At 66.6% G+C, this 25778-nt stretch carries 24 protein-coding genes and 1 tRNA gene; 20 read left to right on the forward strand and 5 right to left on the reverse strand.

Going from position 1 to position 25778, the window contains the following annotated elements; translation table 11 throughout:
• Positions 1 to 7: 7 nt before the first annotated feature.
• From H1R19_RS01475 to H1R19_RS01515, 9 genes are all read left to right on the forward strand, one after another.
• Positions 8 to 1165 (forward strand): acyl-CoA dehydrogenase family protein, encoded by a 1158-nt coding sequence (locus tag H1R19_RS01475; RefSeq protein WP_219850376.1) that lies wholly within the window; start codon positions 8 to 10, stop codon positions 1163 to 1165.
• Between the two features lie 33 nt (positions 1166 to 1198).
• Positions 1199 to 2320 carry a CaiB/BaiF CoA transferase family protein gene (locus H1R19_RS01480; RefSeq protein ID WP_219850377.1) on the forward strand — a complete coding sequence of 374 codons (1122 nt, stop codon included), beginning with the start codon at positions 1199 to 1201 and terminating at the stop codon, positions 2318 to 2320.
• A 45-nt stretch (positions 2321 to 2365) separates the two neighbouring features.
• Positions 2366 to 3160 carry an enoyl-CoA hydratase/isomerase family protein gene (locus H1R19_RS01485; protein ID WP_188330895.1) on the forward strand — a complete coding sequence of 265 codons (795 nt, stop codon included), beginning with the start codon at positions 2366 to 2368 and terminating at the stop codon, positions 3158 to 3160.
• Positions 3157 to 4329, forward strand: coding sequence for a CaiB/BaiF CoA transferase family protein (locus H1R19_RS01490; RefSeq protein WP_219850378.1), 1173 nt, complete (start codon positions 3157 to 3159; stop codon positions 4327 to 4329). The genes H1R19_RS01485 and H1R19_RS01490 overlap by 4 nt, the downstream gene beginning before the upstream one ends.
• Positions 4330 to 4352: 23 nt before the next feature.
• Positions 4353 to 5528 (forward strand): CaiB/BaiF CoA transferase family protein, encoded by a 1176-nt coding sequence (locus H1R19_RS01495; RefSeq protein ID WP_219850379.1) that lies wholly within the window; start codon positions 4353 to 4355, stop codon positions 5526 to 5528.
• Positions 5529 to 5820: 292 nt separating this feature from the next.
• Positions 5821 to 6513: a GntR family transcriptional regulator gene (locus tag H1R19_RS01500; protein ID WP_188330898.1), complete on the forward strand. Its 693-nt coding sequence runs from the start codon at positions 5821 to 5823 to the stop codon at positions 6511 to 6513.
• 479 nt (positions 6514 to 6992) lie between these two features.
• Positions 6993 to 8039, forward strand: coding sequence for a TRAP transporter substrate-binding protein DctP (gene dctP, locus H1R19_RS01505; protein ID WP_223205498.1), 1047 nt, complete (start codon positions 6993 to 6995; stop codon positions 8037 to 8039).
• Positions 8036 to 8758 carry a TRAP transporter small permease gene (locus H1R19_RS01510; RefSeq protein WP_188330899.1) on the forward strand — a complete coding sequence of 241 codons (723 nt, stop codon included), beginning with the start codon at positions 8036 to 8038 and terminating at the stop codon, positions 8756 to 8758. Before dctP ends, H1R19_RS01510 begins: the two co-directional genes overlap by 4 nt.
• Complete coding sequence (locus H1R19_RS01515) at positions 8755 to 10044, forward strand: TRAP transporter large permease (RefSeq protein ID WP_188330900.1); 1290 nt, start codon at positions 8755 to 8757, stop codon at positions 10042 to 10044. The genes H1R19_RS01510 and H1R19_RS01515 overlap by 4 nt, the downstream gene beginning before the upstream one ends.
• A 25-nt stretch (positions 10045 to 10069) precedes the next feature.
• Here the strand turns inward: H1R19_RS01515 and helR are convergent, their stop codons facing one another.
• Positions 10070 to 12274 (reverse strand): RNA polymerase recycling motor ATPase HelR, encoded by a 2205-nt coding sequence (gene helR, locus H1R19_RS01520; RefSeq protein ID WP_219850380.1) that lies wholly within the window; start codon positions 12272 to 12274, stop codon positions 10070 to 10072.
• A gap of 768 nt (positions 12275 to 13042) precedes the next feature.
• Between helR and H1R19_RS01525 the strand changes: the two genes are divergently transcribed.
• Positions 13043 to 13840, forward strand: a complete 798-nt coding sequence (locus tag H1R19_RS01525; RefSeq protein WP_219850381.1) for a hypothetical protein — start codon at positions 13043 to 13045, stop codon at positions 13838 to 13840.
• Positions 13841 to 13989: 149 nt separating this feature from the next.
• Positions 13990 to 14541, forward strand: coding sequence for a putative glycolipid-binding domain-containing protein (locus tag H1R19_RS01530; protein ID WP_223205521.1), 552 nt, complete (start codon positions 13990 to 13992; stop codon positions 14539 to 14541).
• Positions 14542 to 14550: 9 nt separating this feature from the next.
• Here H1R19_RS01530 and H1R19_RS01535 read toward each other — a convergent pair whose 3' ends face one another.
• Positions 14551 to 15525 carry a prephenate dehydrogenase gene (locus tag H1R19_RS01535; RefSeq protein WP_257865694.1) on the reverse strand — a complete coding sequence of 325 codons (975 nt, stop codon included), beginning with the start codon at positions 15523 to 15525 and terminating at the stop codon, positions 14551 to 14553.
• A 78-nt stretch (positions 15526 to 15603) separates the two neighbouring features.
• On the opposite strand from H1R19_RS01535, the gene H1R19_RS01540 reads away from it, so the two are divergent.
• The 9 genes from H1R19_RS01540 to H1R19_RS01580 all read left to right on the forward strand — a co-directional run bounded on the left by H1R19_RS01540 (position 15604) and on the right by H1R19_RS01580 (position 24151).
• Positions 15604 to 16146 carry a tRNA adenosine deaminase-associated protein gene (locus H1R19_RS01540; RefSeq protein WP_188330904.1) on the forward strand — a complete coding sequence of 181 codons (543 nt, stop codon included), beginning with the start codon at positions 15604 to 15606 and terminating at the stop codon, positions 16144 to 16146.
• Positions 16147 to 16168: 22 nt separating this feature from the next.
• The gene (locus H1R19_RS01545; protein WP_188330905.1) at positions 16169 to 16633 is read left to right on the forward strand and encodes a nucleoside deaminase; all 465 of its coding nucleotides are present in this window, start codon (positions 16169 to 16171) and stop codon (positions 16631 to 16633) included.
• Between the two features lie 124 nt (positions 16634 to 16757).
• On the forward strand, positions 16758 to 17027 hold the full coding sequence (locus H1R19_RS01550) for a hypothetical protein (protein WP_188330906.1): 270 nt from the start codon (positions 16758 to 16760) through the stop codon (positions 17025 to 17027).
• A 168-nt stretch (positions 17028 to 17195) separates the two neighbouring features.
• Positions 17196 to 17405 carry a CsbD family protein gene (locus H1R19_RS01555; protein WP_188330907.1) on the forward strand — a complete coding sequence of 70 codons (210 nt, stop codon included), beginning with the start codon at positions 17196 to 17198 and terminating at the stop codon, positions 17403 to 17405.
• Positions 17406 to 17482: 77 nt separating this feature from the next.
• Positions 17483 to 17573 (forward strand) — tRNA-Ser (locus tag H1R19_RS01560).
• A gap of 299 nt (positions 17574 to 17872) precedes the next feature.
• Positions 17873 to 19339, forward strand: coding sequence for a class I adenylate-forming enzyme family protein (locus H1R19_RS01565; RefSeq protein ID WP_219850382.1), 1467 nt, complete (start codon positions 17873 to 17875; stop codon positions 19337 to 19339).
• A gap of 194 nt (positions 19340 to 19533) precedes the next feature.
• Entirely contained in the window at positions 19534 to 21390 is a 1857-nt protein-coding gene (locus tag H1R19_RS01570; RefSeq protein ID WP_219850383.1) for a DUF3556 domain-containing protein, read from the forward strand.
• Complete coding sequence (locus tag H1R19_RS01575; RefSeq protein ID WP_219850384.1) at positions 21387 to 22823, forward strand: phytoene desaturase family protein; 1437 nt, start codon at positions 21387 to 21389, stop codon at positions 22821 to 22823. The genes H1R19_RS01570 and H1R19_RS01575 overlap by 4 nt, the downstream gene beginning before the upstream one ends.
• Complete coding sequence (locus H1R19_RS01580) at positions 22820 to 24151, forward strand: PucR family transcriptional regulator (RefSeq protein WP_219850385.1); 1332 nt, start codon at positions 22820 to 22822, stop codon at positions 24149 to 24151. The genes H1R19_RS01575 and H1R19_RS01580 overlap by 4 nt, the downstream gene beginning before the upstream one ends.
• 74 nt (positions 24152 to 24225) lie before the next feature.
• Here the strand turns inward: H1R19_RS01580 and H1R19_RS01585 are convergent, their stop codons facing one another.
• From H1R19_RS01585 to H1R19_RS01595, 3 genes are all read right to left on the reverse strand, one after another.
• Positions 24226 to 24600 carry a Rossmann-fold NAD(P)-binding domain-containing protein gene (locus H1R19_RS01585; RefSeq protein WP_244970829.1) on the reverse strand — a complete coding sequence of 125 codons (375 nt, stop codon included), beginning with the start codon at positions 24598 to 24600 and terminating at the stop codon, positions 24226 to 24228.
• 14 nt (positions 24601 to 24614) lie between these two features.
• On the reverse strand, positions 24615 to 25094 hold the full coding sequence (locus H1R19_RS01590) for a hypothetical protein (RefSeq protein WP_219850386.1): 480 nt from the start codon (positions 25092 to 25094) through the stop codon (positions 24615 to 24617).
• Between the two features lie 90 nt (positions 25095 to 25184).
• Positions 25185 to 25733, reverse strand: a complete 549-nt coding sequence (locus H1R19_RS01595) for a TetR/AcrR family transcriptional regulator (RefSeq protein ID WP_219851495.1) — start codon at positions 25731 to 25733, stop codon at positions 25185 to 25187.
• Positions 25734 to 25778: the final 45 nt, after the last annotated feature.

Raw genomic sequence — 25778 nt, forward strand, 5'->3', positions numbered from 1 at the left:
GAATCAGGTGTCAGACACCGAGAACATCGACATCGTCCGTAATGCCACGCGTGAGCTGGCCCGGAAGTTCGACAACAACTACTGGCTGGACAAGGACAACAAGCACGAATATCCGTGGGAGTTCGTGAAGGTGTTCGCGGCCGGTGGCTGGCTGGGCGCGATGATCCCCGAGGAGTACGGCGGCATCGGCCTCGGCCTGCAGGAGGCGGCCGTGATGATGCATGAGATCGCGGCATCCGGGGCGGGCATGAGTGGCGGCTCGGCCATCCACTTCTACGTCTTCCCGCCCGCGCCGATCGTCCGGTACGGCTCGGAGGAGATGAAGAAGAAGTACCTGCCGAGCCTGGCTTCGGGGGAGATGCTCATGGCTTTCGGCATCACCGAACCGACCGCCGGTGTCGATACCTCCCGCATCAAGACGAAGGCCACGAAGGTCGACGGCGGTTGGGTGGTCAACGGCCAGAAGGTGTTCATCACCAACGCCCAGAACGCCCAGCGGATCCTCCTGCTCGCGCGCACGTCACCGCGTGATGACGCCAAGCCGCTGGCAGGCATGACCCTGTTCTGTGCCGAGATGGATCGGTCGAAACTCACGATCCGTGAGATCGACAAGCTCGGCCGCGCCGCCATCGACACCAACGAGCTGTTCATCGACAACCTGTTCGTGGCCGACGAAGACGTGGTGGGCGAGGTCGGCAAGGGCTTCTACTACATCATCGACGGGCTGAACCCGGAGCGGATCTGCGTCGCGATGGAGGGGATCGGGCTCGGGCGCGCGGGGCTGGAGATCGGCACCGAGTACGCGAAGAACCGGGTGGTGTTCGATCGCCCGATCGGCAAGAACCAGGCGGTGGCCCACCCCCTGGCCGATTCGTGGATCCGACTCGAGGCGGCCGAGCGGATGGCGATGCACGCTGCTCGTCTCTTCGACGAGAAGCAGGACTGCGGCCGGGAAGCCGCGGCCGCGAAGTACCTCGGCGCCGAGGCGGGATTCGACGCCTGCGACCGCGCGTTCTCGACCCTCGGCGGTTACGCCTACGCGAAGGAGTACCACATCGAGCGACTGTGGCGTGAGGTGCGACTGCTGCGTAACGCGCCGTTCTCCCAGGAGATGGTGCGCAACTACGTGTCCCAGCAGGTCCTCGGCCTGCCCCGCTCGTACTGAGCCACGTCTGCGATTTGCACAGGAAGGAAATCGATGACCGGACCGCTGGCGGGTGTCAGGGTGCTGGTGCTGGCAGGTATGGGACCGGTGCCGTACGTGTCGATGCTGTTGGCCGACATGGGTGCTCACGTCGTGAGGGTCGTGCGGCCGCCGAACCGGGCGGCGCGTGCGCTCAGCCAGACCGATGCGCTGACCGACGAGCTCGACATCGTGAACCGGGGTGTCGAGTCGGTGGCCCTGGACCTCAAGAGTTCGGACGGACGCGACAGCGTGATGCGTCTTGCCTCGACCGCCGATGCCTTCATCGAAGGCTATCGACCCGGGGTCGCCGAGCGACTCGGATTGGGCCCCGAGGTCCTGACCGAGCGAAATGAGCGGCTGGTGTACGTCCGGTTGACCGGCTACGGCCAGCACGGCCCGCGGTCCTCGGACGCCGGGCACGACATCAATTATGTCGCCCAGTCGGGGGCGCTGCACGCGATGGCCCGCAAGGGCGAGGCACCCCGGCCGCCCATCAACCTGCTCGGCGACTATGCGGGCGGCGGCGCGCTGGGAGCGTTCGGTCTGGTCTGCGCACTCGTTTCGGCAGGGCGCACGGGCAAGGGGCAGGTGCTCGACGCCGCGATGGTCGACGGTGTGGCCGTCTTGACCGCGAAGCTCCACGGGCTGCGCGCCGCCGGAATCTATTCAGACGACGCCGGAACCAACTTCCTGGATTCGGGCGCGCCGTTCTATGACACCTACCGTTGTGCCGACGGGGGTCATCTCGCGGTCGGGGCACTGGAACCGGACTTCTACCGCGAGTTCGTGACACGCCTCGGCGTCGACCTCTCCGACTGGCCGGATCAGAACGACCAGTCGCAGTGGCCGCGCCTCCGCGGTCTCATCGCCGATGCGATCGCGAAACGCCCCCGCGCGGAATGGGCGCAGGTCTACGACGGGACCGACGCGTGCGCCACGCCCGTCCTGACCTTCGACGAGGCGGCCGCCGATCCGCACAACCGAGAGCGCGGCGTGTACGAGAACGTCGACGGTGTGCTGCATCCGGTCCCGATGCCGCGATTCAGCAGGACGCCGGCGCGCGCACCGAGTGCTCCCCGGGTCGGGACCGTCGACTTCGACGATGTGCTGAGCCGCTGGGACATCGAGAACTGACCGAACCGCGACAGGTGTCGCATCGAACTCTCTGAGGAAGGAATCATGGGGACCAGTTACGAGGACTTCACGGCGCTGAAGATCGATCGTCCTGAGACGGGGATTGTCCGCATCATGTTCGACGGGCCGAACCTGAATGCGGTCGGGCCGGAGACGCACCGTGAGTTGGCCGACATCTGGCCGGTCATCGGGCTCGACGAGTCGGTCCGAGCCGTCGTGATCCGCGGTGCGGGGGAGAAGGCGTTCTCGGCAGGTGGGAGCTTCGATCTCATCGAGTCGATGATCGGTGACCACAGCCAGCGGACCCGGATCATGCGCGAGGCAAGGGATCTCGTGCGCAACATCATCGAGGTTCCGCAACCGATCATCTCCGCCATCAACGGCCCCGCGGCAGGCGCTGGGCTGGTGGCGGCTCTGCTCGCCGACATCTCCGTGGCCGGACGACGCACCAAGATCGTGGACGGACACGTGCGATTGGGGGTTGCGGCAGGTGACCACGCGGCGATCTGCTGGCCACTGCTCACCAGCATGGCGAAGGCCAAGTACCACCTGCTCACCAACGAGGTGCTGACCGGCGAGGAAGCCGAGCGGATCGGGATGGTGTCGTTGTGCGTCGACGACGACCAGGTCCAGGACCGGGCGATGGAGATCGCCCGAAAGCTTGCTGCGGGTTCACGCTCGGGAATCCAGGGTTCGAAGATGGCCCTCAACGGCTGGTACCGGCAGGCCATGCCGATCTTCGACGCTTCCCTCGGCCTCGAGTTCTACGGATTCGGCGGCCCGGACGTCGTCGAAGGTGTTGCGTCGCACCGCGAGAAGCGAGAGCCGGAGTTCCCGTGAACACACGACGAGATCGAGGACCGCTCGACGGCGTCACAGTGGTGGCCCTCGAACAGGCCATCTCCGCGCCGCTGTGCACACGCCATCTGGCCGACCTCGGCGCGCGGGTGATCAAGGTCGAGGCGCCCGGTTCCGGCGACACCACGCGAAGCTACGACTCGGTGGTCGGCGGGATGTCGGCACACTTCACCTGGTTGAACCACGGAAAAGAGTCGGCCGCACTGGATCTCAAGTCCGCCTCGGACCTGGCCACGTTCGGCGCGATGCTCGACGCCGCGGATGTGTTCGTCAGCAACCTGACACCCGGTGCACTCGACCGGCTGGGGCTCGGCGTCGCCGAACTGGCACGCAGGCCGAAGCTGATCTCGGTGGACATCTCGGGATACGGGCAGGGCGGCGCCTTCGATCACAAACGCGCCTACGACCTGCTCATCCAGTCCGAGAGCGGGTCGTGCAGCATCACCGGCACACCCGGCAACCCCTCAAAACCGGGAATTCCGGTGGCGGACATCGCCACCGGCCTGTACGCCTACTCTGCGGTGCTCGCGGCGCTGTACGACCGTGAACGCACCGGCAACGGCGGCCGTATCCCGATCGCGATGCTCGATGTCGCTGCCGAGATGATGGGCTTCGCACTGAATCAGGTTCTTCACGGTGCTCCGGAGCCGGTACCCGTGGGGATGGGCTCGCCGATGGTCGCGCCGTACGGCGCGTACACCACCGCGGACGGGCGTACCGCCGTGCTGGGTACGACCAGCGACCGTGAGTGGCGGCGACTGGCGACGATGATCGGCCGTCCGGAACTGGCTGACGAACCGCGATACGCGCACAACGACGATCGTGTAGAGGTGCGTGCGGAACTCGACGGCATCGTCGGCGCATGGTGTTCGTCCAGGACCCTCGAGGAGATCCGTTCCGCCGCAGACGACGCCGGAATCGGCAACGCCCAGCTCAACACGGTCCGTGACCTGGCTGATCATCCTCAGCTCCGCGACCGGGGTAGATGGCGAGACGTCGGAACCCCGTCGGGACCGGTGCCGGCACTCCGACCACCGGCACTTGCCCAGGATTGGCCGGTCCGAAACGGGTCGGTGCCCGCACTCGGAGAGCACACCGATGCGATCCGCGACGAGTTCGGTGCAGCCCGGATTTCGGCAAACGTAGACTGACCTGACGGACAAGCGAGGCCATCATGCAGCACAAACCACTCGAGGGTATTCGCATCCTCGAACTCGGTGGGTACATCTCCCTCCCCTACGGAACATCGATCCTCTGCGCGCTCGGTGCCGAGGTCGTCAAGCTCGAGCGACCGGTGCATGGCGAGGACTTTCGCAGGCAGGCCAACGACACGAGCCCCTACTTCCGCCAGTACAACACGGGAAAGCGCAGTGTCTCAGTCGATCTGAAGTCCGAGGCCGGTGTCGACTTCGTGAAGAAGCTGGTGCCGAACTTCGATGTCGTGCTGGAGAACATGCGTCCCGGCAAGGTCGTCGGGTTGGGACTGGGACCCGACGCCTGCCGTGCCCTGCGGTCCGACGTCGTATACGGATCGGTCACCGGATTCGGTGCGTCGGGACCGCTGGCCGACCGGCCTGCGTACGACACGATCGGTCAGGCGTTCGGCGGGCTCTACTCGCTCTTCGGTGACCAGGGCCGCCCACAGTTGGCGGGCGGTATCAGCGCCGACCTCGTCACGGGTCTGACCTGTGCCATGGGGGTTCTGGCCGCGCTCGTCGGCCGGCTGAGAACCGGACGTTCGCAGCACTTGGAGACCTCGATCATGGAGGCGGTGAGCACCCTCACCATCGACGGCATCACGCAGGCGTTCGAGCTGGGACAGGACCCGACGCGCACCAGTCGGCATCCGCAGGCGCAGAACTTCTGCGTTCCGACGTCGTCCGGCGAGTTCCTGGCGATCCACCTGTCGTCGTCGCAGAAGTTCTGGGCCTCGTTGTGCCGCGCGATCGGACGCGTCGACCTGACCGAGGACGAGCGCTTCGCAACCTACGCCGCGCGCGTCGTCAACTTCTCCGACCTGGTGCCGATCGTCGAGGCCCGGTTCGCCGAACATCCGAATGACTACTGGCAGAAGCTCCTCACCGAGGAGGACGTTCCCTTTGCTCCGGTCCTCACGATGTCGGGATATCTCGAGAACGAACAGGTCGAACACCTGAACCTCATCGACCGCGAACCCGACGGTCTGGCTCTTGTCCGTCCGCCGTGGTCCTTCGACGGCGAACGTCCGGAACGGACGGGGCGCGCCCCGCGGGTCGGCGCGGATACACGCGAGATCGCGCTCGAGGTGCTCTCCGACGATCAGGTCGACGACCTGTTGTCGCGCGGCGTTCTCTACGCCGACGAAGCCTGACTACCGACGTCGTCCCGAAGGAGGACCGTGAAGCCGTATCGTTCCATGCTGTTCGTCAAATGACACAAGGCGTCCTGGGCCGCCACGGGTCTCGCGTCCGGCGCGGACGCCCTGGTCCTTGACCTCGAGGATCGGTTCCCGCCGGGGACGAGGAAGAGGCCAGGGGGTGTTGTCGCGTCCCCCATCGATCGCCTGCGGACCGCCGGCGCAGGGGCCGACCTCTGGGTACGTCGCTGCCACAGCGGTTGGTATATTATGTCGAAACCAGAAACTCTAAGAACGGTGCGACCCGATGGCCTTGCACGACCGCTCGAAGCGACAGCAGCTTCCTGAAGAGGTCGCAACGTATGTCCGCGAGATGATCATCTCCGGAGAGGCGCGCGCCGGGGAGTTCCTGCGAATCGAGCGGATCGCCGACGCTGTGGGAGTGAGCACGACCCCGGTGCGTGAGGGACTCCTGATGCTGCGCAGCGAAGGCTTTGTCGAGATGGTGCCACGACGCGGTTTCGTCGTCGCGCCGTTCACGAAGCAGGATGTCCGCGACCTCTTCTGGGCGCAGGCGCAGCTGGCCGGGGAGCTGACCGCTCGGGCGGCGAAGAACCTGACTCCCGCCCAGCTCGACGCGCTGGAGGCGATCCTCATCTCGCTCGAGAAGGCGATCGAGGCCGACGACAAAGACAAGATCGCACAGCTGGGTCACTCCTTCCATCGCGAGATCAATCTTGCGGCGGAGTCCCCGCGACTGGCCAGGCTGCTGCAGACCGTGACAACCAATCTTCCCAATCGCTTCTACGCGACGATCGAAGGCCACGTCACCACCACTCGGGAGGAGCATCCGGCGATCCTCGAGGCCCTGCGCAAGCGCTCGTCCAAGAAGGCGAGGCAGCTGATGGAGGCTCACATCCTCGACGGCGCCGACCATCTCATCGAGCTACTCGACGAGCGCGGGCTCTGGAGCGGCCAGCAAGACGTCGAGGCGGGTTAGTCCGGCAACCCGTTGCACTCTGGCTGCGCGCTCGGTGCCCGATGTCTGTGTTCTGGTCCGCCTGGGAACGAATCGGTTCGGTCATCCAGATCGCTTCGCGGCCCGTGCTCGTGCGGGCGAGATCTGGTGGGCGTGGGCGATCTGACGAGTCGTCGCCGTCCGCAGGAGGTGCGCGTGGCCGGCGGCTCCTATGGCGCTTTCGTCACCAATATGACTTCAGCACAGAACAACTCATGCGCGTCGCGTCGGTCCCACCCGGCGGCCTGGTGTGTTGCGTCGGGTAACGGCGCCTTGTCCGGGGGCAACGACGGAATTGTGTCCAGATGCATCTCGCCGTTGACGAAGTAGTCTCGCTCACATAATATATCGTGCAGAAACATTACGCATGGTGCGCGACGTCCTAGGTGACCGGCACTCAGCGGCGGCACCAATCGAGATGCCGGGTTTCACTCACGTTCTTGTCAACAAAGGGGACCCCCTTGCTCAAACATTGGAAATCGCTTGCCGCGGTGGCGATCCTCGTCGCGACGGTCGCCGGCTGCAGCGCGCGGGCTACCGGTCCATCCGACGTGACCCTTGTCTTCTCCGACGGATTCTCGTCCACCCACCCGGTCGGGCGTGGCGGCGCGCAACCATTCCTGCAATACCTCGAGGACCACGGGCCCGGTGTCGGTCTCGACGTCGAGTACTTCGGCGCGGGACAGTTGGGAAAGCAGAGGGATGCTCTGCATCTTCTGCGGTCGCAGGCCGTGGACATCACGCCGGTCTTTCCCTCCTACCATGCGAACTCGATCCCGATGTCGAGTGTCAGCGAACTACCCGGGCTGATCGACGATCCGTGCGCAGGGATCAACGCGCTTCTACCGATGGTGGAAGAGGGCGGCACTCTCTACGAGTCGGAGTTCAAGGACCAGGGTGTCCTGCCGTTGTGGGGAGTGTTGATCCCCGGGTATGAGGTCCTGACCGCCGACCGGCGCGTGTCGACGCCCGACGACATGGACGGGTTGATGATCAGGTCGCCGGGGGGTGTCGGCGACCGGATCATCAGCGCCCTCGGGGCTGCGCCCGTATCGCTTGCGAACACCGACCTCTACGAAGGGGTTGCTCGCAAGACTGTTTCCGGCGCAATGCTCTCGATATTGAGTGTGCCGTCGTACAGCCTCGAAGAGGTGTTGAGCTACTCGACGCGAGGCGCCAAGTTGAGTGCGACGACGATTCTCTACAGCATCAGCGACGCCCTGTGGCACACCCTCACACGTGACCAGCAGGATGTTCTGCGGGCCGCGTCGATGGCCGCGCAAGCGGGTGCGTGCACCGAGGTCCTTGATGCCAATGACGCTGCGGTGGCGAAGATCCGAGAGGCCGGCGTCAAGTTCACCGAGGTCGAGGGAAAGCTGGCGCAGCAATGGACCGACGCGCTGGCGCCGGTTCGTGACGAGTGGGTGGACGACCTCGCCTCCGTCGGCTTGCCCGCAACCGAGGTTCTGGACGAGTTCGAACGGCGTCTGGCAAAGGAGTCGCAATGACCGAGTTTCTTGTCCACCGAACCCTTCGGAGTTCGGCAACGCCCACGAACGTGGGCTACCTGACCGAGGAGCATCCCCGACTCGACCGGTTGCAGAACGGGATCTCGGCGATCTGCGCGGTCCTCGCCGGTGCGTCGATCCTGGCGATCGTCGTCCTGACGCTCGTGGAGGCCCTGTCTCGAACGGCGTTCTCGAGCCCCCTCGGCTGGTCGGTGGGGTTCATCGAGCAGTACCTGCTCACCGCCACCGCGTTCTTCGGCATCGTGACCGCTTACCGGAGCGGCGCCCACGTCGCCGTGGTGAGCGTGTACAACAAGCTGGGGGAGCGCGCGCGCAAGGTCTGTCTGATCGTCTCGCATTCGGTGGTCATCATCGGGATGCTCGCCATCGGGCTCGCGGGTCTCGATGCCACGATCTTCGCGATCACCAGTGGTGAAGGTCCGGTTCCCGGTTCATCTGAGATCCCGCTGCCGAGCTGGGTGTGGCGTTCGATCGTCCCGATCGCCATGGCGATGGGTCTGGTCGTCGTGATCATCGACCTCTATCGAGAGTTGTTCTCGCCGTGGGACCTTCCGGCCACCCACTACGACTCCGGTGACGCTGTGGACAGCGCCCTCGAAGAGGCGGGCGTGGTGTCGCCGAACGAGCTGTCGGATCCGGACGAGTCAGCTGACCCCCGGAAGCATGATCCCCGGAAGCCTCAGGAGGAGATCCGATGATTGCACTGCTCCTACTCGTCATACTGATCGGCCTCATCATCATCCGGGTCCCGGTGTCGTTCGCGATCATGGCGGCAGGCCTCGTCGGGCTGGTCGTCATGTCCGGGGGCCAGCTCGGCGCGGTGAACGGAATCATGGAAGTGATTCCGGTGAGTTCTGTTCAGACTCTGTCGCTCTCGGCGATCCCGTTGTTCATTCTGATGGCCCATTTCATGCTGATGTCTGGGCTCATGGACTCCTTGTTCGACGCGGGGCGTACGTTCTTCGGCCGAACTCCGGGCGGCACGGGAATTGCGTCGACGCTTGCGGGAGTCGGCTTCTCGGCGGTCTCGGGATCGTCGACGGCGGCCGCCGCGACCCTGGCGAAGACCACGAGCACCAGGATGATCGAGGAAGGCTATCGCCCCACGACGGCGACCGGAATCGTCGCGTCGGTGGGCACACTGGCCGGGATGATCCCGCCCAGCATCATCCTCGTCTTCTATGCGGTGACAGCGGAAGCCAACGTCGGTGACCTGATCATCGCGGGAATCGTCCCCGGTCTCATCATCGCGGCTGCGTTGATGATCACCATGTTCATCCCGATCCTCTTCGATCCATCCAGTGTTCCTGCGGGGCAACCATCTCCGGTGTCGGAGAAGCTGAAGAAGATCGTGCCGGCGCTGCCCATCGCCATCATCTTCGCCGTGGTGGTCGGGGCAATCTATTTCGGTCTCGCGACACCGACGGAATCGGCCGCCATCGGCTGTCTGGCCGCCTTCCTCCTCGTCGTCGCACGGCGACGTGGAACCTGGCAGGGTTTCGTCGATGCGCTCATCGAAACCGTGAAGACCAGTGCCATGATCTTCGCGATCGTGATTGCCGCCCACGTGTTCGGGCACGCTTTCACCGAGACCAAGGTCGCCGAACGTCTTCTCGAGTGGGTGGGGGAGCTCGGCGTACCCTCGCTCGTCATCATGGGCATGCTTCTTCTGATGTACCTTGTGCTCGGATTCTTCATGGATCAGGTCGCGATCATCGCCCTCACGGTCCCGATCGTCCTCCCGCTCGTGGAGTCCCTGGGTTACGACGCGGTGTGGTTCGGTATCTTCGTCGTGCTCATGGGTGAGATCGGCCTGATCACGCCGCCGTTGGGTCTCAACGTCTTCGTGGTCGCGAGGGCTGCGGGACGGGATACCGTCGAGGTCTTCCGGGGCTCGGCGCCGTACGCCGGGGCGATGGTGGTCGTGGCGATCGTGTTCGTCCTGTGGCCCGAACTGGTTCTCTGGTTGCCGAATCTGATGTGACGCGGCGGCACCCGTGGGTCCGGCATCACCGCGGACCCACGGTGCCGTCGTCGAGGACCAGCCGCTGCGTCGCGCGTGTCATCGCCACGTACCGGTCGACGGCGCCTTCGATGCCGCGACCGAACGACTGCGGGGCGACGAGCACCACGAGATCGAATTCGAGTCCCTTGGCGAGGGTCGGGGTCAAGGAGCGGACGCGGTCGTTTCCCGTGAAACCAGGCTCGCCGATGACGCACGCGGTCCCCTCCGGGTTGCCCGCCGCCCACTCGTCGACGATCGCGTCGAGATCGGACCGCTGTCCGTACCGGACCGCGATCCCCGTACTCCTGACCGACGTCGGCACGTTCGCGTCCGGCAGCGCGGTCCGGATGACGGGCTCGGCCACCGCCATGATCTCTTCGGGTGTCCGGTAGTTGATCGTCAGTCCGGCAAGGGTGACGTCGTCGAAGCCGATGCGTCGGAGCCGTTCCGCCCATGACTCGGTGAATCCGTGACGTGCCTGAGCGCGATCGCCGACGACGGTGAAACTCTTCGACGGGCAGCGACTCAGCAGCATTCGCCACTGCGCGTCGGTCAGCTCCTGCGCTTCGTCGACGATGATGTGCGCGAACGGCCCGGCGAGCCGGTCGGGTCCGGCAGCCTCGACCACCGCACCGTCGTCGAGGGTGTTGCGCAGGTCTTCGCCGCGGAGCATGGTCATCAGCCCCTCGCCGTCATCGTGCACCTCCGCGGCGATCAGGTCCTCGACGACCTGGTCCATCCGCTCGTGCTCGGCGCCGAGGGTGACGCGCTGCCGCTGCCGGAGGGCAGAGGCCCGTGGGTCCCCGATTCGACGGTGAGCGGCGTCCAGGATCGGCAGGTCGGCGTCGGTCCAGGCGTCGGTGGTCTCACGCTGCAGTGTGCGTATCTCGCCGGGTGTCAGCCATGGTGCGCACATGCGCAGATAGGCGGGCACCGACCACAGGTCGCCGACGATGTCGGTGGCGTCGAGCGTGGGCCACGCTCGCGAGAATGCCGTCGTGAGGTCCTCGTTGGTCGCCAGGGCCCGTCGTAGCGGTTCGAGTGGCACATCGTCGTCGTGCCTGGAGGCGATGATCGACACCAGCTCCTCCCACACCTCGTCGCGGCCGTCGTTGTGCGGGGTGCCCGGCTCCGGGAGGTCGAAGGCCTCTGCCCAGTCGGTCGGCGTGAGAGTGACCTCTGCCCAGGGGGTTTCGACGACGAGACGGGTTGCCGGGGGTTGTTCGTAGAAGCGCACGGCCGGTTCGACCGCGTCGACCATCCGCGCGGAGGACTTGAGCCGCGCGACGGCTGTATCGGTTTCGGGTGTCGCCGAATCACTTTCGACGACGAGGTCGGGCAGAGTGCAGGTCTGCACGCTCTCCTCGCCCAGGCTCGGCAATACGTCGGCGACATAGGACAGGTAGGGCCGGTGCGGCCCGACCACGAGCAGTCCGCCGCGATTGCCGGCCAGTCGCGGGTCGGCGTAGACCAGATAGGCCGCACGGTGCAGTGCCACCACCGTCTTGCCCGTCCCGGGGCCACCGTCGACCACCAGTGCGCCGTGCGAACCGGCGCGGATGATCGCGTCCTGGTCGGCGGCGATGGTGCCCAACACATCTCGCATGCGTGCGGACCGGCTCGCCCCCAGGTCGGCGATGAAGGCCGACTGCTCGTCGAGCGCCGCATGCCGGGCGAGGGTCGCCGGGTCGTCGACGAACACCTCGTCCCAGTAGTCGGTGATCCGTCCCCTGGTCCAGCGGTAGCGGCGCCGGCTCAGGAGGCCCATGGGTTCACGGTGCGTCGCGGCGAAGAACGGCGCGGCGAGCGGTGTGCGCCAGTCGACCAGCATGGTCGCGCCCTCGGGGTCGGTCAGTCCGAGCCGGCCGATGTAGGTGATCTCGCCGTCCTGCCGGACGAGGCGACCAAGGCAGAGGTCGAGGCTGAACCTCTGGAGCGTCCGGATGCGCGAGGTGAGTTGGTGGATCTCCATGTCGCGGTCCATCGCCCGGCGACCCTTGCCGCCCTCTGCCCGGCGTACCGCATCGAGCCGATCGGTCGCGGTGCCCACCGCGTGCCGCAGGCTCGTGGTGATCACGGCGAAGTGGCGTTCGTCGTCGGCGATGAGCGTGGGGTCGGTCTTGGCGGCGAGGCGGCCGGGGAGGTCGAAGACGGTGACGGGGGATGTGAGAGGAGGGGACGTGAGGGCACGGGAGTTGGGGGTGGGCATCACAGACGGGACTCCGAATTGGGCTGGCAGCGGGGCGATCTCGGCGGGAGAAGTGCGATTCTGCCCCCGGGTGGGGGTCTTGCGGCAAGCCCCCCTCCAGGGCTTATGGTGAAAGGGGAACAGAGATCGGCAGGCGCGCAGGCTAAACGGACCCCGGTCCTACTTGAAGAAATCGTGACATCAGCGGTTGCAGCGAGCCGTCCGGTATGTGAAGCTTTTTCGAGTTCACCTGGGTGAACGACTCGGTGGGGCCTGGTCAGGGGGCTGCCGCCCCCGTAGATGGGGGTGGGGCGGCAGCGCGGCCGGGCCGACCCTGTGCGGCCCCCGCGTCATCGGCCCGGCCGTCGCCGACCGCAAGGGATTGTAGCCCGCACTGATCATCGTCGTTGTCGCGCTTGTGGTGTCGTTCATCCACCGGACTCCCGCAGGGCTGCACCGGGATTCTCGTTCCTCAACTTCTGGGCGCACCATCACGCCGATCTCGGCCTCGGTCGGCGATGGTGGTCATCACCGCATTCGCAGTGGGTTCCGGTGTGTCGCTGCTGGCGATGCTCGAGCGGATCGATCTGCAGGGGAAGCACCGCTCGGCGCGTCGGGAAAGCCGCCTCTGAGCCGGGCCCCGCGCGCAACCTACGCCTTCTCGACGGCTGCGGGTACAGCTCTCGGGGCGGGCCGTAAGGTCGAAGGTGAAGACGCGGCCGCCGCGTCGGACGGCACCGGCCCGACGCGGCGTCGCAGTCGATGACGACAGAACACCGGAGGCCGAGGATGGGACAGCCGTACGACGGGTCCGACCCGGACGTCCGCGACCCGGGGCGCCGCGATGACCGGCGCGCACCGTACCCGCAGGCCCACGGGAGCCGGCGACCGGGCTCACCCGATCCGTACGGTCAACCCAATTCGCTCGGCCTCTACCCGCCGCTCGGCTACGCCCCCGACGGCACGGCGTTGTTCCGGCCCGGTCAACCCACGAACACCGAGCTCAACCTCGCCGAACGGGCCGAACGTGAGGCCCGCGACGCCGAAGCGCGTGCCGAGGCGGCCGCGGACAGCACGTCCGGTTCCCGCATCCCGAAGGTGTCGACCTCGACGCTGATGGTCGGCCTGGGTGTCGTGGTCCTGGTGGTCATCGCGTTCGTCGGCCTCAGCGGGCTCCGGAACAGCGCGCCCGAGCGACCCGTCGCCGAGCCGCCCCTGATCACCGACACCATGCCCGACCCGCGCACCTTCGAGCCGCCTCGTCTGACCCCGCCGGAGCCGGGCACGCCCTCGCCCGGGCAGCCGGGCGGACGGGTCGACGCCGAGAACAAGCCGGTGACCTACGAAGCGACCATCGACGGTCAGGCCACCATCCTCTACGTCGACGATGCCGGGCTGCGCTCCGAGTTCGCGCCGTCGAACCCCTGGACAGTCGAGTTCACCGGTGGGGTGAACCCGTTGCGGCTGCTCGTGATTGCCGGAACCGGCAGCGGTGCGCGCTGCTCGATCAGCGTCGACGGGGAAGTGGTCGTGCAGGACACCGTCAGCTCGTCGTCGGCGCGTCGAACCGCATCCTGCATCGCCTGACCGGCACCTCCGCCGGGGTGCGTTCGGGGACCGACCAGGCCGTCCGATGTGTGATCGGCGGTCGACCTCGCTACCTTGGTCAGGTGAGTTCCCCGCAAACAGCCCCCGACAGCGGGCAGGTTTCAGCCTCCGCCGACGAGTTCAAGACGATGCTCACGTGGCGTGGCGAAGAGTGCGACCGACTCGAGCAGGTCCGCCTGGTCGTGTCCGGTGCGCGCATCAAGGCCTATGGCCGCATCATCGCGGCAGCGACAGACGACCACGAGGCGTTCTCCGCGTCGTATGAGCTGCAGACCACCGATGCGGGCGTCGTCAAGCGCCTGACCGTGCATCTGGTCCGCACCAACGGCGAGACCCAGTTCGGCATCACCCGTGACGACGAGGGCACCTGGCTGATCCGCCGGCCGGACGGTGAGACCACCCGCGCGGACTTCGGTGGTGCCGAAGACGTCGATCTCGCACTGTCACCGATGTTCAACGCGCTGCCGATCCGACGCCGCAACCTGCAGTCGACGACCGGGACAGTCGAGGTTCCGGTGGCCTACATGTACCTGCCCAGTGGTGAGGTGAAGGCCGCGACGATGTCGTACACCGCGGAGAAGGGCGGCTTCAGCCTGGTCTCGCCGCTGGCGACCACCACCATCACCGTCGACGACAACGGTTTCGTCATCGATTACCCCGGGCTCGCCCGACGCGTCTGAGGCGGCCGTTCAGCCCACCCACACCCGGCCCTGGTGGGCCTGGCGTCGTAGTTCCTGCTGCCAGCCGGCGTTGCCGACCCTCACCCCGGTGATCGTCTCGGCGGCGCCGGAGTGCAGCTGCTCATACGCCGACCGCGCGCGATGCCCGTCGTCGACCAGCACTTCGACGGTCCCGCGGTCGCGGAGGTCGTCGCGTGCCGCGATGAGCCGGTCGATGGTCTCGCTCAGGACGTTGAGGACGGCGATGCCGTTGGCCTCGATCATGGCGCGCTGCAGCGCAGGGGCGGTGCCGGCCACGCGGGTGCCGTCGCGGAAGCTGCCCGCGGCCAGACGCAGCGCGAGTCCGCTCTCGCCGCCGCCGACCGAGGCCGTGGCCGCGGCGGTCAGATGAGGCAGATGTGAGATGGCCGCGACGGCCCGGTCGTGTGCGTCGGGAGCCACCGGGACCACCCGGGACCCGACCATCAGCGCCAACGACGCCACCGCGAGCCAGTCGTCAGCGGGGGTCTCGTCGGTCGTGGTGACCGCCCACATCGCGCCGTCGAAAAGGGTGGCGTCGGTTGCCGACCAACCGGAGTGACTCGTGCCGGCCATCGGATGCCCGCCCACGTACCGCCCGGCGGGATGGAGCCGGGTGATGACCCGCTCGACCTCTTGTTTGACGCTGATCACGTCGGTGACCAGGACGTCCGGCGCATGCTCGACGATCGACGACACCAGGGTTTCGATCGTCGTGACCGGCGTCGCCAGGACGATCACCGCATCGGTGTCGGCGACACGGCGAAGTGTCGCAACGAGATCCGACGACGCGTCATAACCGTCGGCGGTTGCCGCGTCGACCGTGGCGGCCGAACGGTTGTAGCCGAACGTCTCGTGTCCGGCGTCGTGCAGGGCGCGCATCAGCGACCCCCCGATGAGACCGAGACCCAGCACGCACACCGGCCTCGTGAGGGTGGGAGGAGTTGATGGCAGGTCGGCGGTCACCCTGACACGTTCCCATACCGGTCGCGACCGGTGTACCGGGACTTGGGGCTACCGGTGATAAGGGTTACGGTTTGCTGCATGGCAGGTGCCGGATTTGGGAAGTCGGGGTCGAACGCGCAGGACGTGGACGACGACATTGACGGTTTTGCCGTGGCTGTGGTCCGCGACGAGGGCGGTTGGAAGGTCACCGCGTTGACGCCGTCGGCGCTCTCCGATCTCGAGGACGCCGAGACCCAGTTGCTCCAGCTGCGCTCCGCGGGTGCGGTGTTCGGTCTCCTCGACGTCGACGACGAGTTCTTCATCATCTTGCGCCCCTCGCCTTCGGGTGCGCGGCTGCTGATCTCCGACGCCACCGCCTCGGTCGACTACGACATCGCCGTGGACGCCCTCGACGCGCTCAACGTCGAGGTCCCCGACATCGATCCGGACGAACTCGACCAGGTTGATCCGTGGGAAGAGGGCGATCTGGGCCTGCTGGCCGACCTCGGGTTGCCCGACGCCGTCATGAGCATCATCGTCGGTGACACCGACCTCTACGCCGACGAACAGCTCGGCATGATCGCCGCCAGGCTCGGCTTCGCCGACGAGTTGAGCAAGGTCCTCGACTCTCTCGGCCACTGACCGAGTAGATCGCCGACGCCCGATGAGTGCGCCTGCCTGGGAGTCCATGATGCGCGCGGCGCTCGACGCGGCGACGCTCTCCGGCACCGACGACGTCCCCATCGGCGCGGTCGTCTTCGATCCCGAGGGCATCGAACTCGCACGCGCCGCCAATCGGCGCGAGGCCGACGGCGATCCCACCGCGCACGCCGAAGTCCTCGCCCTGCGGGCCGCCGCCCGGGCGTTCGGTGACGGCTGGCGGCTGCCGGGTTGCACCATCGCGGTGACGGTCGAGCCGTGCACGATGTGCGCAGGGGCGATCACGCTGTCGCGGGTGGACGCTCTGGTGTTCGGGGCGTGGGAGCCCAAGACCGGCGCTGTGGGGTCGCTGTGGGACGTCGTACGGGACCCACGGCTGTCGCACCGACCTCAGGTCAAGGGCGGGGTGCTCGAAGACGAGTGCCGTTCGCTGATGGTCGACTTCTTCACGGCGCGCCGGCAACCGTGACCCGGCCGGGTTCGGGTTGGGGCTGTGGTGAAGATCGGTGAGATCTCAGGGTCGTGACCGATGGTCGACTCCCGGACGTTCTGGCAGATTGGACACCAGAGATCCCGACCCCCGAGGAGAAGTCATGTCCGACCCGACCGACAAGGTGAACGCGGCCTTCGACACCGCGAAAGCCAAGATCAACGAGTTCGCCGAGAGCGGCAAGGTGCAAGAAGCCCTCGGCACCGCGCGCGACAAGATCGAAGAGGTCGTGGAGAGCAAGCAGGTCCAGGACGCCCTCGGTACCGCCAAGGTCAAGCTCGGCGAACTGGCGGAGAACGACAAGGTCCAGGAGGCGTTCGCGACGGCCAAAGACAAGCTCAACGAGGTCTCCCAGAAGTTCAACAACCGCTGATCCGGTCGCTGACCTGCGGTTCTGCAGGCTGGTGCGCGGTATGGCACGGTAGAACGCAGGAGTCAGCTCCTGCACGACGGCATCGGCGTCGAGTACCCGGCTTTGGTGTCGTCGAGTTCTTCCACTCCGGCCGGCGGTCTGCCGGCCGGACCTTCCAGAGGAGGCTTCATGGGAACCACTGACGACGCACAGAACAAGGCCGAAGAGCTGAAGGGCCGCGGCAAGGAAGCCGCAGGCAGCCTCACCAACGACGACGACCTCAAGAACGAGGGCAAGGGTGACCAGGCTCAGGCCAAGGGCAAGCAGAAGGTCGCCGACGCCGCCGACGCCGTCAAGGGCACGGTCGACAACGTCAAGAACAAACTGACCGGGCACTGATCCGGTCCTGCACCCGATTTTGCCGTTCTGACCAGCCAATTTAAGGCTGACCGGTCGACTGCGGTACAGTCTTCCGCGGTGGCGTGTCCGAGCGGCCGAAGGTGCAGCACTCGAAATGCTGTGTGCGGTAACCCCGTACCGAGGGTTCAAATCCCTCCGCCACCGCCAGAGAATGGCCTCCCGTCTTCGCGGACGGGGGGCCATTTTCGCGTTCGGGGCCGAGCGCACCGACGGACCTCATCTCGACTGCCAGACTTCGATCGAGGTCTGGCGGTCGAGTTGGCGTCTGCCGGTCGGAGGGCGACGGAGCGGCCCTGACCACCGAAGACCCGTCCCTGTTGTCCTCCGAGCACAAACCCCTGCCGGAAGTCTGGCCTCGTGGACCGTTCCGCATCCCTGGTCGAGTCCATAGTGTTCTGGATCACATCATCGAGATCATTCCGGACACCATCACGGAGGCCTGACCAGTGACCAGCACGTACTTCGCCTGGGATCTGACCCACCGCGCATCCGCACCGTGTGTGCGCGACGACGCGACCACTCTCGACTACGCCGCATTCGCCGGGCGCGTCGAAGCCGTGGCCGAGCAGCTCGACACCCTCGGGGTCCGCCCCGGTGAGGTGGTGGCGACCTTCCTGCCCAACCGCGTGGAACTGCTGATCACGCTCATGGCCGCCTGGCGGCTCGGCGCGATCGCCACACCGGTCAACCCGGCATTCACCCCCGACGAAGCCGAGTACCAGCTCGACGACTCGGGCGCCCGGATCGTCGTCGGCGTCACTGCCGGTGGCACGGAACAGAATCGGGATTTCCTCTCGGTCGACGACCTTGCGACCACACCCGGGGATCACTGGACTGCACCACCGCCGCCGGCTGCCGGCGACGACGCTCTTCTCATCTACACCTCGGGCTCCACCGGCCGCCCCAAGGGTGTCCGGCTGACCCACAACAACCTCCACTACATGGGATCGGCCATGGTTCAGCGCTTTTCGCTCACCGAGGACGATCACGCACTTCTGGTGCTGCCGCTGTTCCATGTGAACGCGATCTGTGTCAGCTTCCTCGCTCCGATCCTCGCCGGTGGTCAGCTGAGCATCACCGGCAAGTTCTCTCCCGGCCGCTTTCTCGACGACGTGACCCGACTGCGACCCACCTACTTCTCGGCGGTGCCGACCATCTACGCGATCCTGGTCTCGCAACCCGGGCTGAATCCGGAAGCGGTTGCGTCCCTGCGCTTTGCGATCTGCGGCGCGGCGCCCATCTCCAAAGAGCTGCTCGACCGCGCCGAATCCGCCTTCGCCATCCCGATCGTCGAGGGATACGGACTCACCGAGGGCACCTGCGCGTCGGCCTGCAACCCGGTGGACGGGGTGCGCAAACTCGGCACTGTCGGACCCGCGCTTCCCGGACAGCGCATCGCCATCGTCGACGCCGAGGGCGCCGAACTTCCCATGGGCGAGGTCGGTGAGGTGGTGATCAGCGGCCCGAATGTCATGCGCGGCTATCTCAATCGGCCCGAGGCCACCGCGTCGACCATCGTCGACGGACGCCTGCACACCGGCGACGTCGGACGTCTCGACGAGGACGGCTACCTCACTCTCGTCGACCGCATCAAGGACATGATCATCCGCGGTGGGGAGAACATCTATCCCAAGGAGATCGAGAACGCCCTGGCCACCCACCCCGATGTCCTCGAATGCGCGGTCGTCGGCGCGCCCGACGAACTCTACGGGGAGCTGCCCGTCGCCTTCGTCGTCTCCTACCCGGACCGGGCGGTCACCGCGGACGATCTGGCCGGTCATCTCGCCGGCAGACTGGCGAAGATCAAGCTGCCCAGCGTCATCCACGTCGTCGACGAGCTGCCCCGCAACCCGGTCGGCAAGATCGACAAACCGTCCCTGAGATCGGGATTACGCAGCCCGCAACCGATCTGACCGGCACGACCGCCCACCCCGCAGTCCCACCCCGCAACCGAAGACCCCGCAACCGAAGACCCCGCAACCGAAGACCCCGCAACCGAAGACCCCGCAACCGAAGCCCCGCAGCCGACGACCCGGCTGTGGAGGCGATGGCACCTGCCCCGACCCGCAATCACCCACCACACCATCTCCAGAAGGAGTGCACACCAATGGGACTCACCCAACCCGACTTCCCGCAAGTCGATCCGGAGACCTTCCTCCAGAGACCGTTCTTCGACCGCATCCGGGTGCTCGGCGCCCACTGGGCCGACTACGGATTCGGCACGCAGAAGATGGTCCACATCATCTACCTGATGAAGGTCTTCGTCTTCTACGGAGGAGTGGGCATCGCACTGGCGACTCTGACCTCCGGTCTCAACCCGCTCCACGTCACCGAGTGGTGGAACCAGCCCATCGTGTACCAGAAGTTGATCCTCTGGACGGTGCTGGTGGAGGTGCTCGGCATCGGCGGCTCCTGGGGTCCGCTGGCCGGCCACTTCAAGCCGATGACCGGCGGCTTCCTGTACTGGCTACGGCCCCAGACCATCCGGCTCCCACCGTGGCCGGACAAGGTGCCGTTCACCAAGGGGGACACGCGGACCCCGTTCGACATCGCGGTCTACGCCCTCATCCTGGTGAATCTGGTGGTCGCGATCATCCTTCCGGGCGTGGCGTCGAGCTCTCTGGACACCGTCGTCGCCGACAACCAGGGACTGGTCAACCCCGTGCTGATGTACCCGCTCATCGCGCTGTTCGTGGTGATCGGCCTGCGCGACAAGGTCATCTTCATCGCGGCGCGATCCGAGCAGTACCTGCCGGCGATGATCTTCTTCGGCGTGCTGCCGTTCGTCGACATGATCCTCGCGCTCAAGCTGCTCATCGTCTCGGTCTGGATCGGGGCAGGCGTCTCCAAGATGGGGCACCACTTCTCGATGGTGATCGCGCCGATGCTGTCGAACACGCCGTGGCTGCCGAGCAAGAAGATCAAGCGCGCGCACTACCGCAACTTCCCCGAGGACATGCGGCCGTCGAAGCTGGCCGGTGGCGTCGGGCACGTGCTGGGCACCATCGTCGAGATCGTGACGCCGCTGGTGTTGCTGTTCTCGACCAACAAGACACTCACCCTGGCCGCGGTGGTGCTGATGGTGTGCTTCCACTTCTTCATCCTGTCGACATTCCCGCTGGCCGTGCCGCTGGAATGGAACCTGCTGTTCGCCTACGCCTCGGTGTTCCTGTTCCTGGGCTTCCCGGTCTGGAACGGTTACGCGCTCACCGACACCTCCATGCCCTGGGGGCTGGCCCTGATCGCGGTCGCGCTGTGCTTCTTCCCGATCCTGGGCAACCTGCGGCCCGACCTCGTGTCGTTCCTGCCGTCGATGCGTCAGTACGCAGGCAACTGGGCGTCGGCGACCTGGGCCTTCGCGCCCGGTGCCGAGGAGAAGCTCGACCAGCATGTGGTGCGGCCCGCCAAGAACACCCGCACGCAGCTGCTCAGCATGTACCCCGCGGAGGTCGCCGACATCGTGATGCATCAGCTCCTCGCCTGGCGATCGATGCACAGCCAGGGTCGCGCGTTGTACTCGCTGATGATGCGCCACCTGGGCGACGACATCGACACCTACACCCTGCGGGAGGCGGAGTTCTCCTGTAACTCGTTGGTGGCGTTCAACTTCGGCGACGGCCATCTGCACGACGAGCGGCTCATCGCGGCACTTCAACGACGCTGCAACTTCGCGCCAGGGGAGTTCACCGTGGCCTGGATCGAGTCCCAGCCGATCCACAAGGGAACACAGCAGTTCAAGGTGATCGACGCCGCTCTCGGGGTGATCGAAACCGGAACGTACCGGGTGTCCGACGCGATCAACGAGCAGCCCTGGCTGCCCAACGGGCCCATCCCGTTCCAGGTCGACTGGACCCTCGACGTTGACGCCCGCCGGGCGGTCACCGATCCTGAGGTGGTGCATGAACCGAAGATGCGTTCCAGCGACGGACCCGCGACGGCGGTCCCGTTGAGCGACCAGGCATGACAACTGCCGTCGTGGTCGGCGGCGGGCCCAACGGGCTCGCCGCCGCCCTGCACCTGGCCCGCAACGGCGTCGACGTGCAGGTGCTCGAGGCCGCGGACACCGTAGGGGGAGGCGCGCGGTCGGGTGAGCTCACCGTCCCCGGCGTCGTTCACGATCACTGTTCGGCGTTCCACCCGTTGGGTGTGGGGTCGCCGTTCTGGGCGGAGGTCGGTCTCGAGCGGTACGGCCTGACGTGGAAGTGGCCCGAGATCGACTGTGCGCATCCGCTCGATTCGGGTGATGCCGGGCTGCTCTATCAGTCGGTCGAGGCGACCGCCCGCGCCCTGGGCGACGACGGAAAACGCTGGAGCGCGATGTTCGCCGACCTCGGCGAACACTTCGACGACCTCGGCGACGACCTCCTCGGGCCGATCCTTCGGGTCCCCTCGCACCCGATCCGACTGGCGGCGTTCGGTCCTCGTGCCGTTCTGCCCGCCACCCTGCTGGCGCGGTGGTTCCGCACCGAGCGGGCGCGGGCGCTGTACGGCGGGATAGCCGCGCATCTGTTCTCCCGCTTCGACCGCCCGCTGACCGCGGCACTGGGGTTGATGATCGCGGCGAGCGGCCACCGTTACGGCTGGCCCGTCGCCGAAGGCGGGTCGGGCGCCATCATCGCAGCCGTCGTGGCCGCGTTGGGGGAGTCGGGCGGCAAGATCGAGACCGGGGTGCGCGTCAGCACGCGCGCCGACATCCCTCCCGCCGACCTTGTTCTGCTGGACCTGTCTCCTGCACAGGTGTTGTCGATCTACGGTGATGCGATGCCCGCTCGCGTACGCCGCTCCTACCAGCGGTACCGGGTCGGGTCGTCGGCGTTCAAGGTCGATTTCGCGATCGACGGTGACATCCCGTGGACAAATCCCGATTGCGTGCGCGCCGGGACCGTGCACCTGGGCGGCAGCTTCGACGAGGTCTCTTACACGGAGAAGCAGCGGGCGTCGGGGGTGATGGTGGAACGGCCGTTCGTCCTCCTCGGTCAGCAGTACGTCGCCGACCCCACCCGTAGTGCCGGCACCATCAATCCGATCTACGCCTACGCGCACGTTCCCCGTGGCTTCGACGGCGATGCCACCGAGCAGATCGTCACGCAGATCGAGAGATTCGCCCCCGGCTTCCGCGATCGCATCATCGCCACCACGAGCGCCGGCACCGAACAGTTGCACGCCTACAACGCCAACTTCGCGGCAGGGGACATCATCGGCGGCGCCAACGACGGTCTGCAGACAGTACTGCGGCCGCGGCTCGCACTCGACCCGTACGCGATCGGCGTTCCGGGCGTGTACATCTGCTCGCAGGCCAGCCCGCCGGGCGCCGGTGTGCACGGCCTGTGTGGATATCGTGCTGCCGAATCCGCGCTGCGCTTTGATCGAACACGTCACGGGCCCGCCGATCGATGACCGGTTCGCATGCCTACCAGTCGATGTCGACGGCCGCGGGTGATGCCGCCCGTGACCGGCTGGCAGGCGTGCCCGCCCGGGCAGACTCCACGCTGCTCGAGCATGCCGCGATCATCGCGAAGATGCTGCAGGACAATGTGTCCGAGGTGGTCTCCGAACTGAGTGCGATGATGGCCCGGGAAATCGATCAGCTCGACTCCGATCCCAAGCTCGTGGAACTCCTCGAGGCCAGTGTGTACGGCAACGTCTCGACGATCATCCACGTACTGGCCAACGATATTCCCGTCGAACACCTCCAGCCGACCACCGCCGCAGTGGAATACGCGCTCCGTCTGGCCCAGCGCGACGTGCCGTCGAACTCCCTTGTGCGGGCCTATCACCTGGGTCAGAACAGCGTGATGCGGCAGTGCTACCTGATGGTCGAGGACCTCGACCTCGACGCCGAGGACTCGATGGCCCTGACCCGGCACATCTCCGACGTGCTCTTCGGTTACATCGACTGGATCACGCTCTATGTGTTCCAAGCCTATGAAGACGAACGACGACGCTGGCTGGGCGCCGAGGCCAATGTGCAATCGGCGGCCATCCACTCCTTCCTCGCCGCAGGGGCCGACGAGTCGGCGGGACGCGTCTTCGAGAGCGAAACCGGTTATCGCCTCGATCGGTGTCATGTCGCGGCGATCCTGTGGTCGGAGCGGGACGACCCGCGTGAACTCAGCGTGCTCGACCGGGCAGCGCGCGATGTGGCGGGCACGATCGGCGGCGGGACACCACCGATCGTGACCGCCATCGATCGGTCGACGGTGTGGGTCTGGGTGCCGCTGGTGGGGCGGGACCAGAGTGTCGATCCCGTGGACGTCGTCGGCGATGCGAACATTCCCCCGAGAGTTCGTGTCGCGGTGGGGTTGCCGGCGGCGGGACCGCGCGGATTCCGCCGGACGCACGAGCAGGCACGAGCCGCATACTCGGTCGCGACGATGCCGGGGAGTTCATCTGCTCAGGTCGTCGGTTTCGGCGACCGGGGTGTCGCGGTGGTGTCGTTGCTCGCGCAGGATCTCGAGTCGACGCGCGCGTGGGTCACCGAGGTGCTCGGCAGCCTCGCTCACGACACCGCCAACGCGGCGACGCTGCGCGAAACCCTGTCGGTCTACTTCGCCACCAAGGAAAGCCACCTACACACCGCCGAACGGCTGAACCTGCACCGCAACACCGTGAAATACCGGGTGGGCAAGGCTCTCGCCGAGGTGCCCGACGACCGCGACCGCCTCGATCTCGCGCTCGCGCTGACGGTGTGCGAGTTCCTCGGTCCGGTGGTGCTGGCCGACTGACCTCGGTGCCCAGATGTCACTGCGTCGAGGAAGCGGTAGATGCGCCGAGCCGGCCGCGGCCGGGTCAGGCGTCGTCACAGGCGGTGGCCGAGGATGCGTCCCGCAACGGTGCGATCTCCTTCTCGATCCGTTCGGTGATCGTCGATCCGACGATCCAGCGCATCCCGGTCGACCGGGAGCTGCAGGGGGAGCCGGTCGTCGGATGAGACGATCCGGTAGATGAACGCCGCCCCCTTCACCGGGTCGCCCAGCTGCGTGTGGTTGGTCTCGTCGGCCCAGTCGAGCGTCGCATGTGCGGGCGTTCCGTCGTACGCGGCGATCCGGTTGGCGGGGAGCTGTCGCGAACTGGCGTCGAGGAAGTCGGTGCGGAACACCCCGGGTTCGACGACGGTGCTCTGGATTCCGAACGGCTCCAGTTCGCCGGCGAGGGATTCGCTGACGCCTGCCACCGCAACAGGCCCGGTCAGGTTGTCGCTACGTGAGCGTCACCGCTGCGCGTCCACTTCTCGGGGTGCGCGCACACCGGTGAGAGGGCCAGGGCGATGGTTCCGGTCACCACGAGGTGCCGGGGGAGTTCGGCGTGCAGTGTCCGACGATGCCGGGACAGGTCGACGACGGTGATGTCAGCCGACTGTGCACCGGCGAGCTCGGTTCCGGGAAAGGCGACATCGAGAACCGAGGAATGCAGGGGGAGGACGGCGTCAACGGCGACGACCGCCCGTCCGTGCGCGACGGTCACCGCGGTCATTCGGGTGACCAGCGTCGGAAACCATGCCGACGACGGGCACAGCGACTGGCACACGGGAAGTCCGTCGGCGTCGAGGTAGAAGGCGATCTTGCGGTGCAGCGACTCCTCGCGCAGCGAGATCTCGCCGGCGACGATGTCGGCGCCGACGGCGCGGAGATCGGTGCCCCATGTGGCGGCGTCGAATGTCCTGGTCACGGTGACCCCTTTCAGGGAAGGCAACAGATCGAACAGTGTCACCGGACCAGATCTACTCCGCGTTGTGTTGCGGCGGAATGCTTCTGGCCGCTAAGACTTCGTCAATTCGGTGGCGAGCAGGTCGAGGGCGGTGCCGCGTGCGATGTCAAAGGCCGCGGGGGCGACGCCCATTCCGGCGCTGACCATTGCGCCCTCGTGGAGGATGAGCAGGAGCTGCGCCAGATCCTGCGGCGACGCGGCGCCCGCATCGCCCGCGATCGAGGCGAAGAGCTCGAGTAGTTCCTTTTTCTGGCCCACGATGATCTCGTACGCGGGATGGCTGGGATCGCTGATCTCGGCGTGCGCGTTGATCATGGCGCAGCCCTTGTGCCCGCGTTCGGCCGACCAATCGCGCGTGGCGTCGAACAGCGCTCCGAGTCGTGCGCTCGGCGACGTGCCGGCGGCGTCGAGCCGCTCCTGCAGATACGCCTTCCACCTGTCGTTGCGGGCGCGCAGGTACTCGACGACCAACTGCTCCTTGGAACCGAAGCGATCGTAGAGCGTGCGTTTGGTGACTCCGGCATGAGTGGCGATCGTGTCGACGCCGACCGCGTGGATACCGCGGTCGTAGAACAACTCCGACGCGGCGTCGAGGATCATCCGCGCTTTCGGCGTCCAGTCCACCTGTGCGTTCGGAGTAGTCAC

It is taken from the genome of Gordonia jinghuaiqii, from assembly GCF_014041935.1.
In the GTDB taxonomy this organism is placed as follows: domain Bacteria; phylum Actinomycetota; class Actinomycetes; order Mycobacteriales; family Mycobacteriaceae; genus Gordonia; species Gordonia jinghuaiqii.

What these genes read in the sequence shown, in the direction of transcription:
- H1R19_RS01480 (WP_219850377.1), top strand. Translation starts at nt 1,199, where the DNA reads ATGACCGGACCGCTGGCGGGTGTCAGGGTGCTGGTGCTGGCAGGTATG.
- H1R19_RS01485 (WP_188330895.1), top strand. Translation starts at nt 2,366, where the DNA reads ATGGGGACCAGTTACGAGGACTTCACGGCGCTGAAGATCGATCGTCCT.
- H1R19_RS01495 (WP_219850379.1), top strand. Translation starts at nt 4,353, where the DNA reads ATGCAGCACAAACCACTCGAGGGTATTCGCATCCTCGAACTCGGTGGG.
- H1R19_RS01500 (WP_188330898.1), top strand. Translation starts at nt 5,821, where the DNA reads ATGGCCTTGCACGACCGCTCGAAGCGACAGCAGCTTCCTGAAGAGGTC.
- H1R19_RS01510 (WP_188330899.1), top strand. Translation starts at nt 8,036, where the DNA reads ATGACCGAGTTTCTTGTCCACCGAACCCTTCGGAGTTCGGCAACGCCC.
- H1R19_RS01515 (WP_188330900.1), top strand. Translation starts at nt 8,755, where the DNA reads ATGATTGCACTGCTCCTACTCGTCATACTGATCGGCCTCATCATCATC.
- helR (WP_219850380.1), bottom strand. Translation starts at nt 12,274, where the DNA reads ATGCCCACCCCCAACTCCCGTGCCCTCACGTCCCCTCCTCTCACATCC.
- H1R19_RS01525 (WP_219850381.1), top strand. Translation starts at nt 13,043, where the DNA reads ATGGGACAGCCGTACGACGGGTCCGACCCGGACGTCCGCGACCCGGGG.
- H1R19_RS01530 (WP_223205521.1), top strand. Translation starts at nt 13,990, where the DNA reads ATGCTCACGTGGCGTGGCGAAGAGTGCGACCGACTCGAGCAGGTCCGC.
- H1R19_RS01540 (WP_188330904.1), top strand. Translation starts at nt 15,604, where the DNA reads ATGGCAGGTGCCGGATTTGGGAAGTCGGGGTCGAACGCGCAGGACGTG.
- H1R19_RS01545 (WP_188330905.1), top strand. Translation starts at nt 16,169, where the DNA reads ATGAGTGCGCCTGCCTGGGAGTCCATGATGCGCGCGGCGCTCGACGCG.
- H1R19_RS01550 (WP_188330906.1), top strand. Translation starts at nt 16,758, where the DNA reads ATGTCCGACCCGACCGACAAGGTGAACGCGGCCTTCGACACCGCGAAA.
- H1R19_RS01555 (WP_188330907.1), top strand. Translation starts at nt 17,196, where the DNA reads ATGGGAACCACTGACGACGCACAGAACAAGGCCGAAGAGCTGAAGGGC.
- H1R19_RS01570 (WP_219850383.1), top strand. Translation starts at nt 19,534, where the DNA reads ATGGGACTCACCCAACCCGACTTCCCGCAAGTCGATCCGGAGACCTTC.
- H1R19_RS01575 (WP_219850384.1), top strand. Translation starts at nt 21,387, where the DNA reads ATGACAACTGCCGTCGTGGTCGGCGGCGGGCCCAACGGGCTCGCCGCC.
- H1R19_RS01580 (WP_219850385.1), top strand. Translation starts at nt 22,820, where the DNA reads ATGACCGGTTCGCATGCCTACCAGTCGATGTCGACGGCCGCGGGTGAT.
- H1R19_RS01595 (WP_219851495.1), bottom strand. Translation starts at nt 25,733, where the DNA reads ATGATCCTCGACGCCGCGTCGGAGTTGTTCTACGACCGCGGTATCCAC.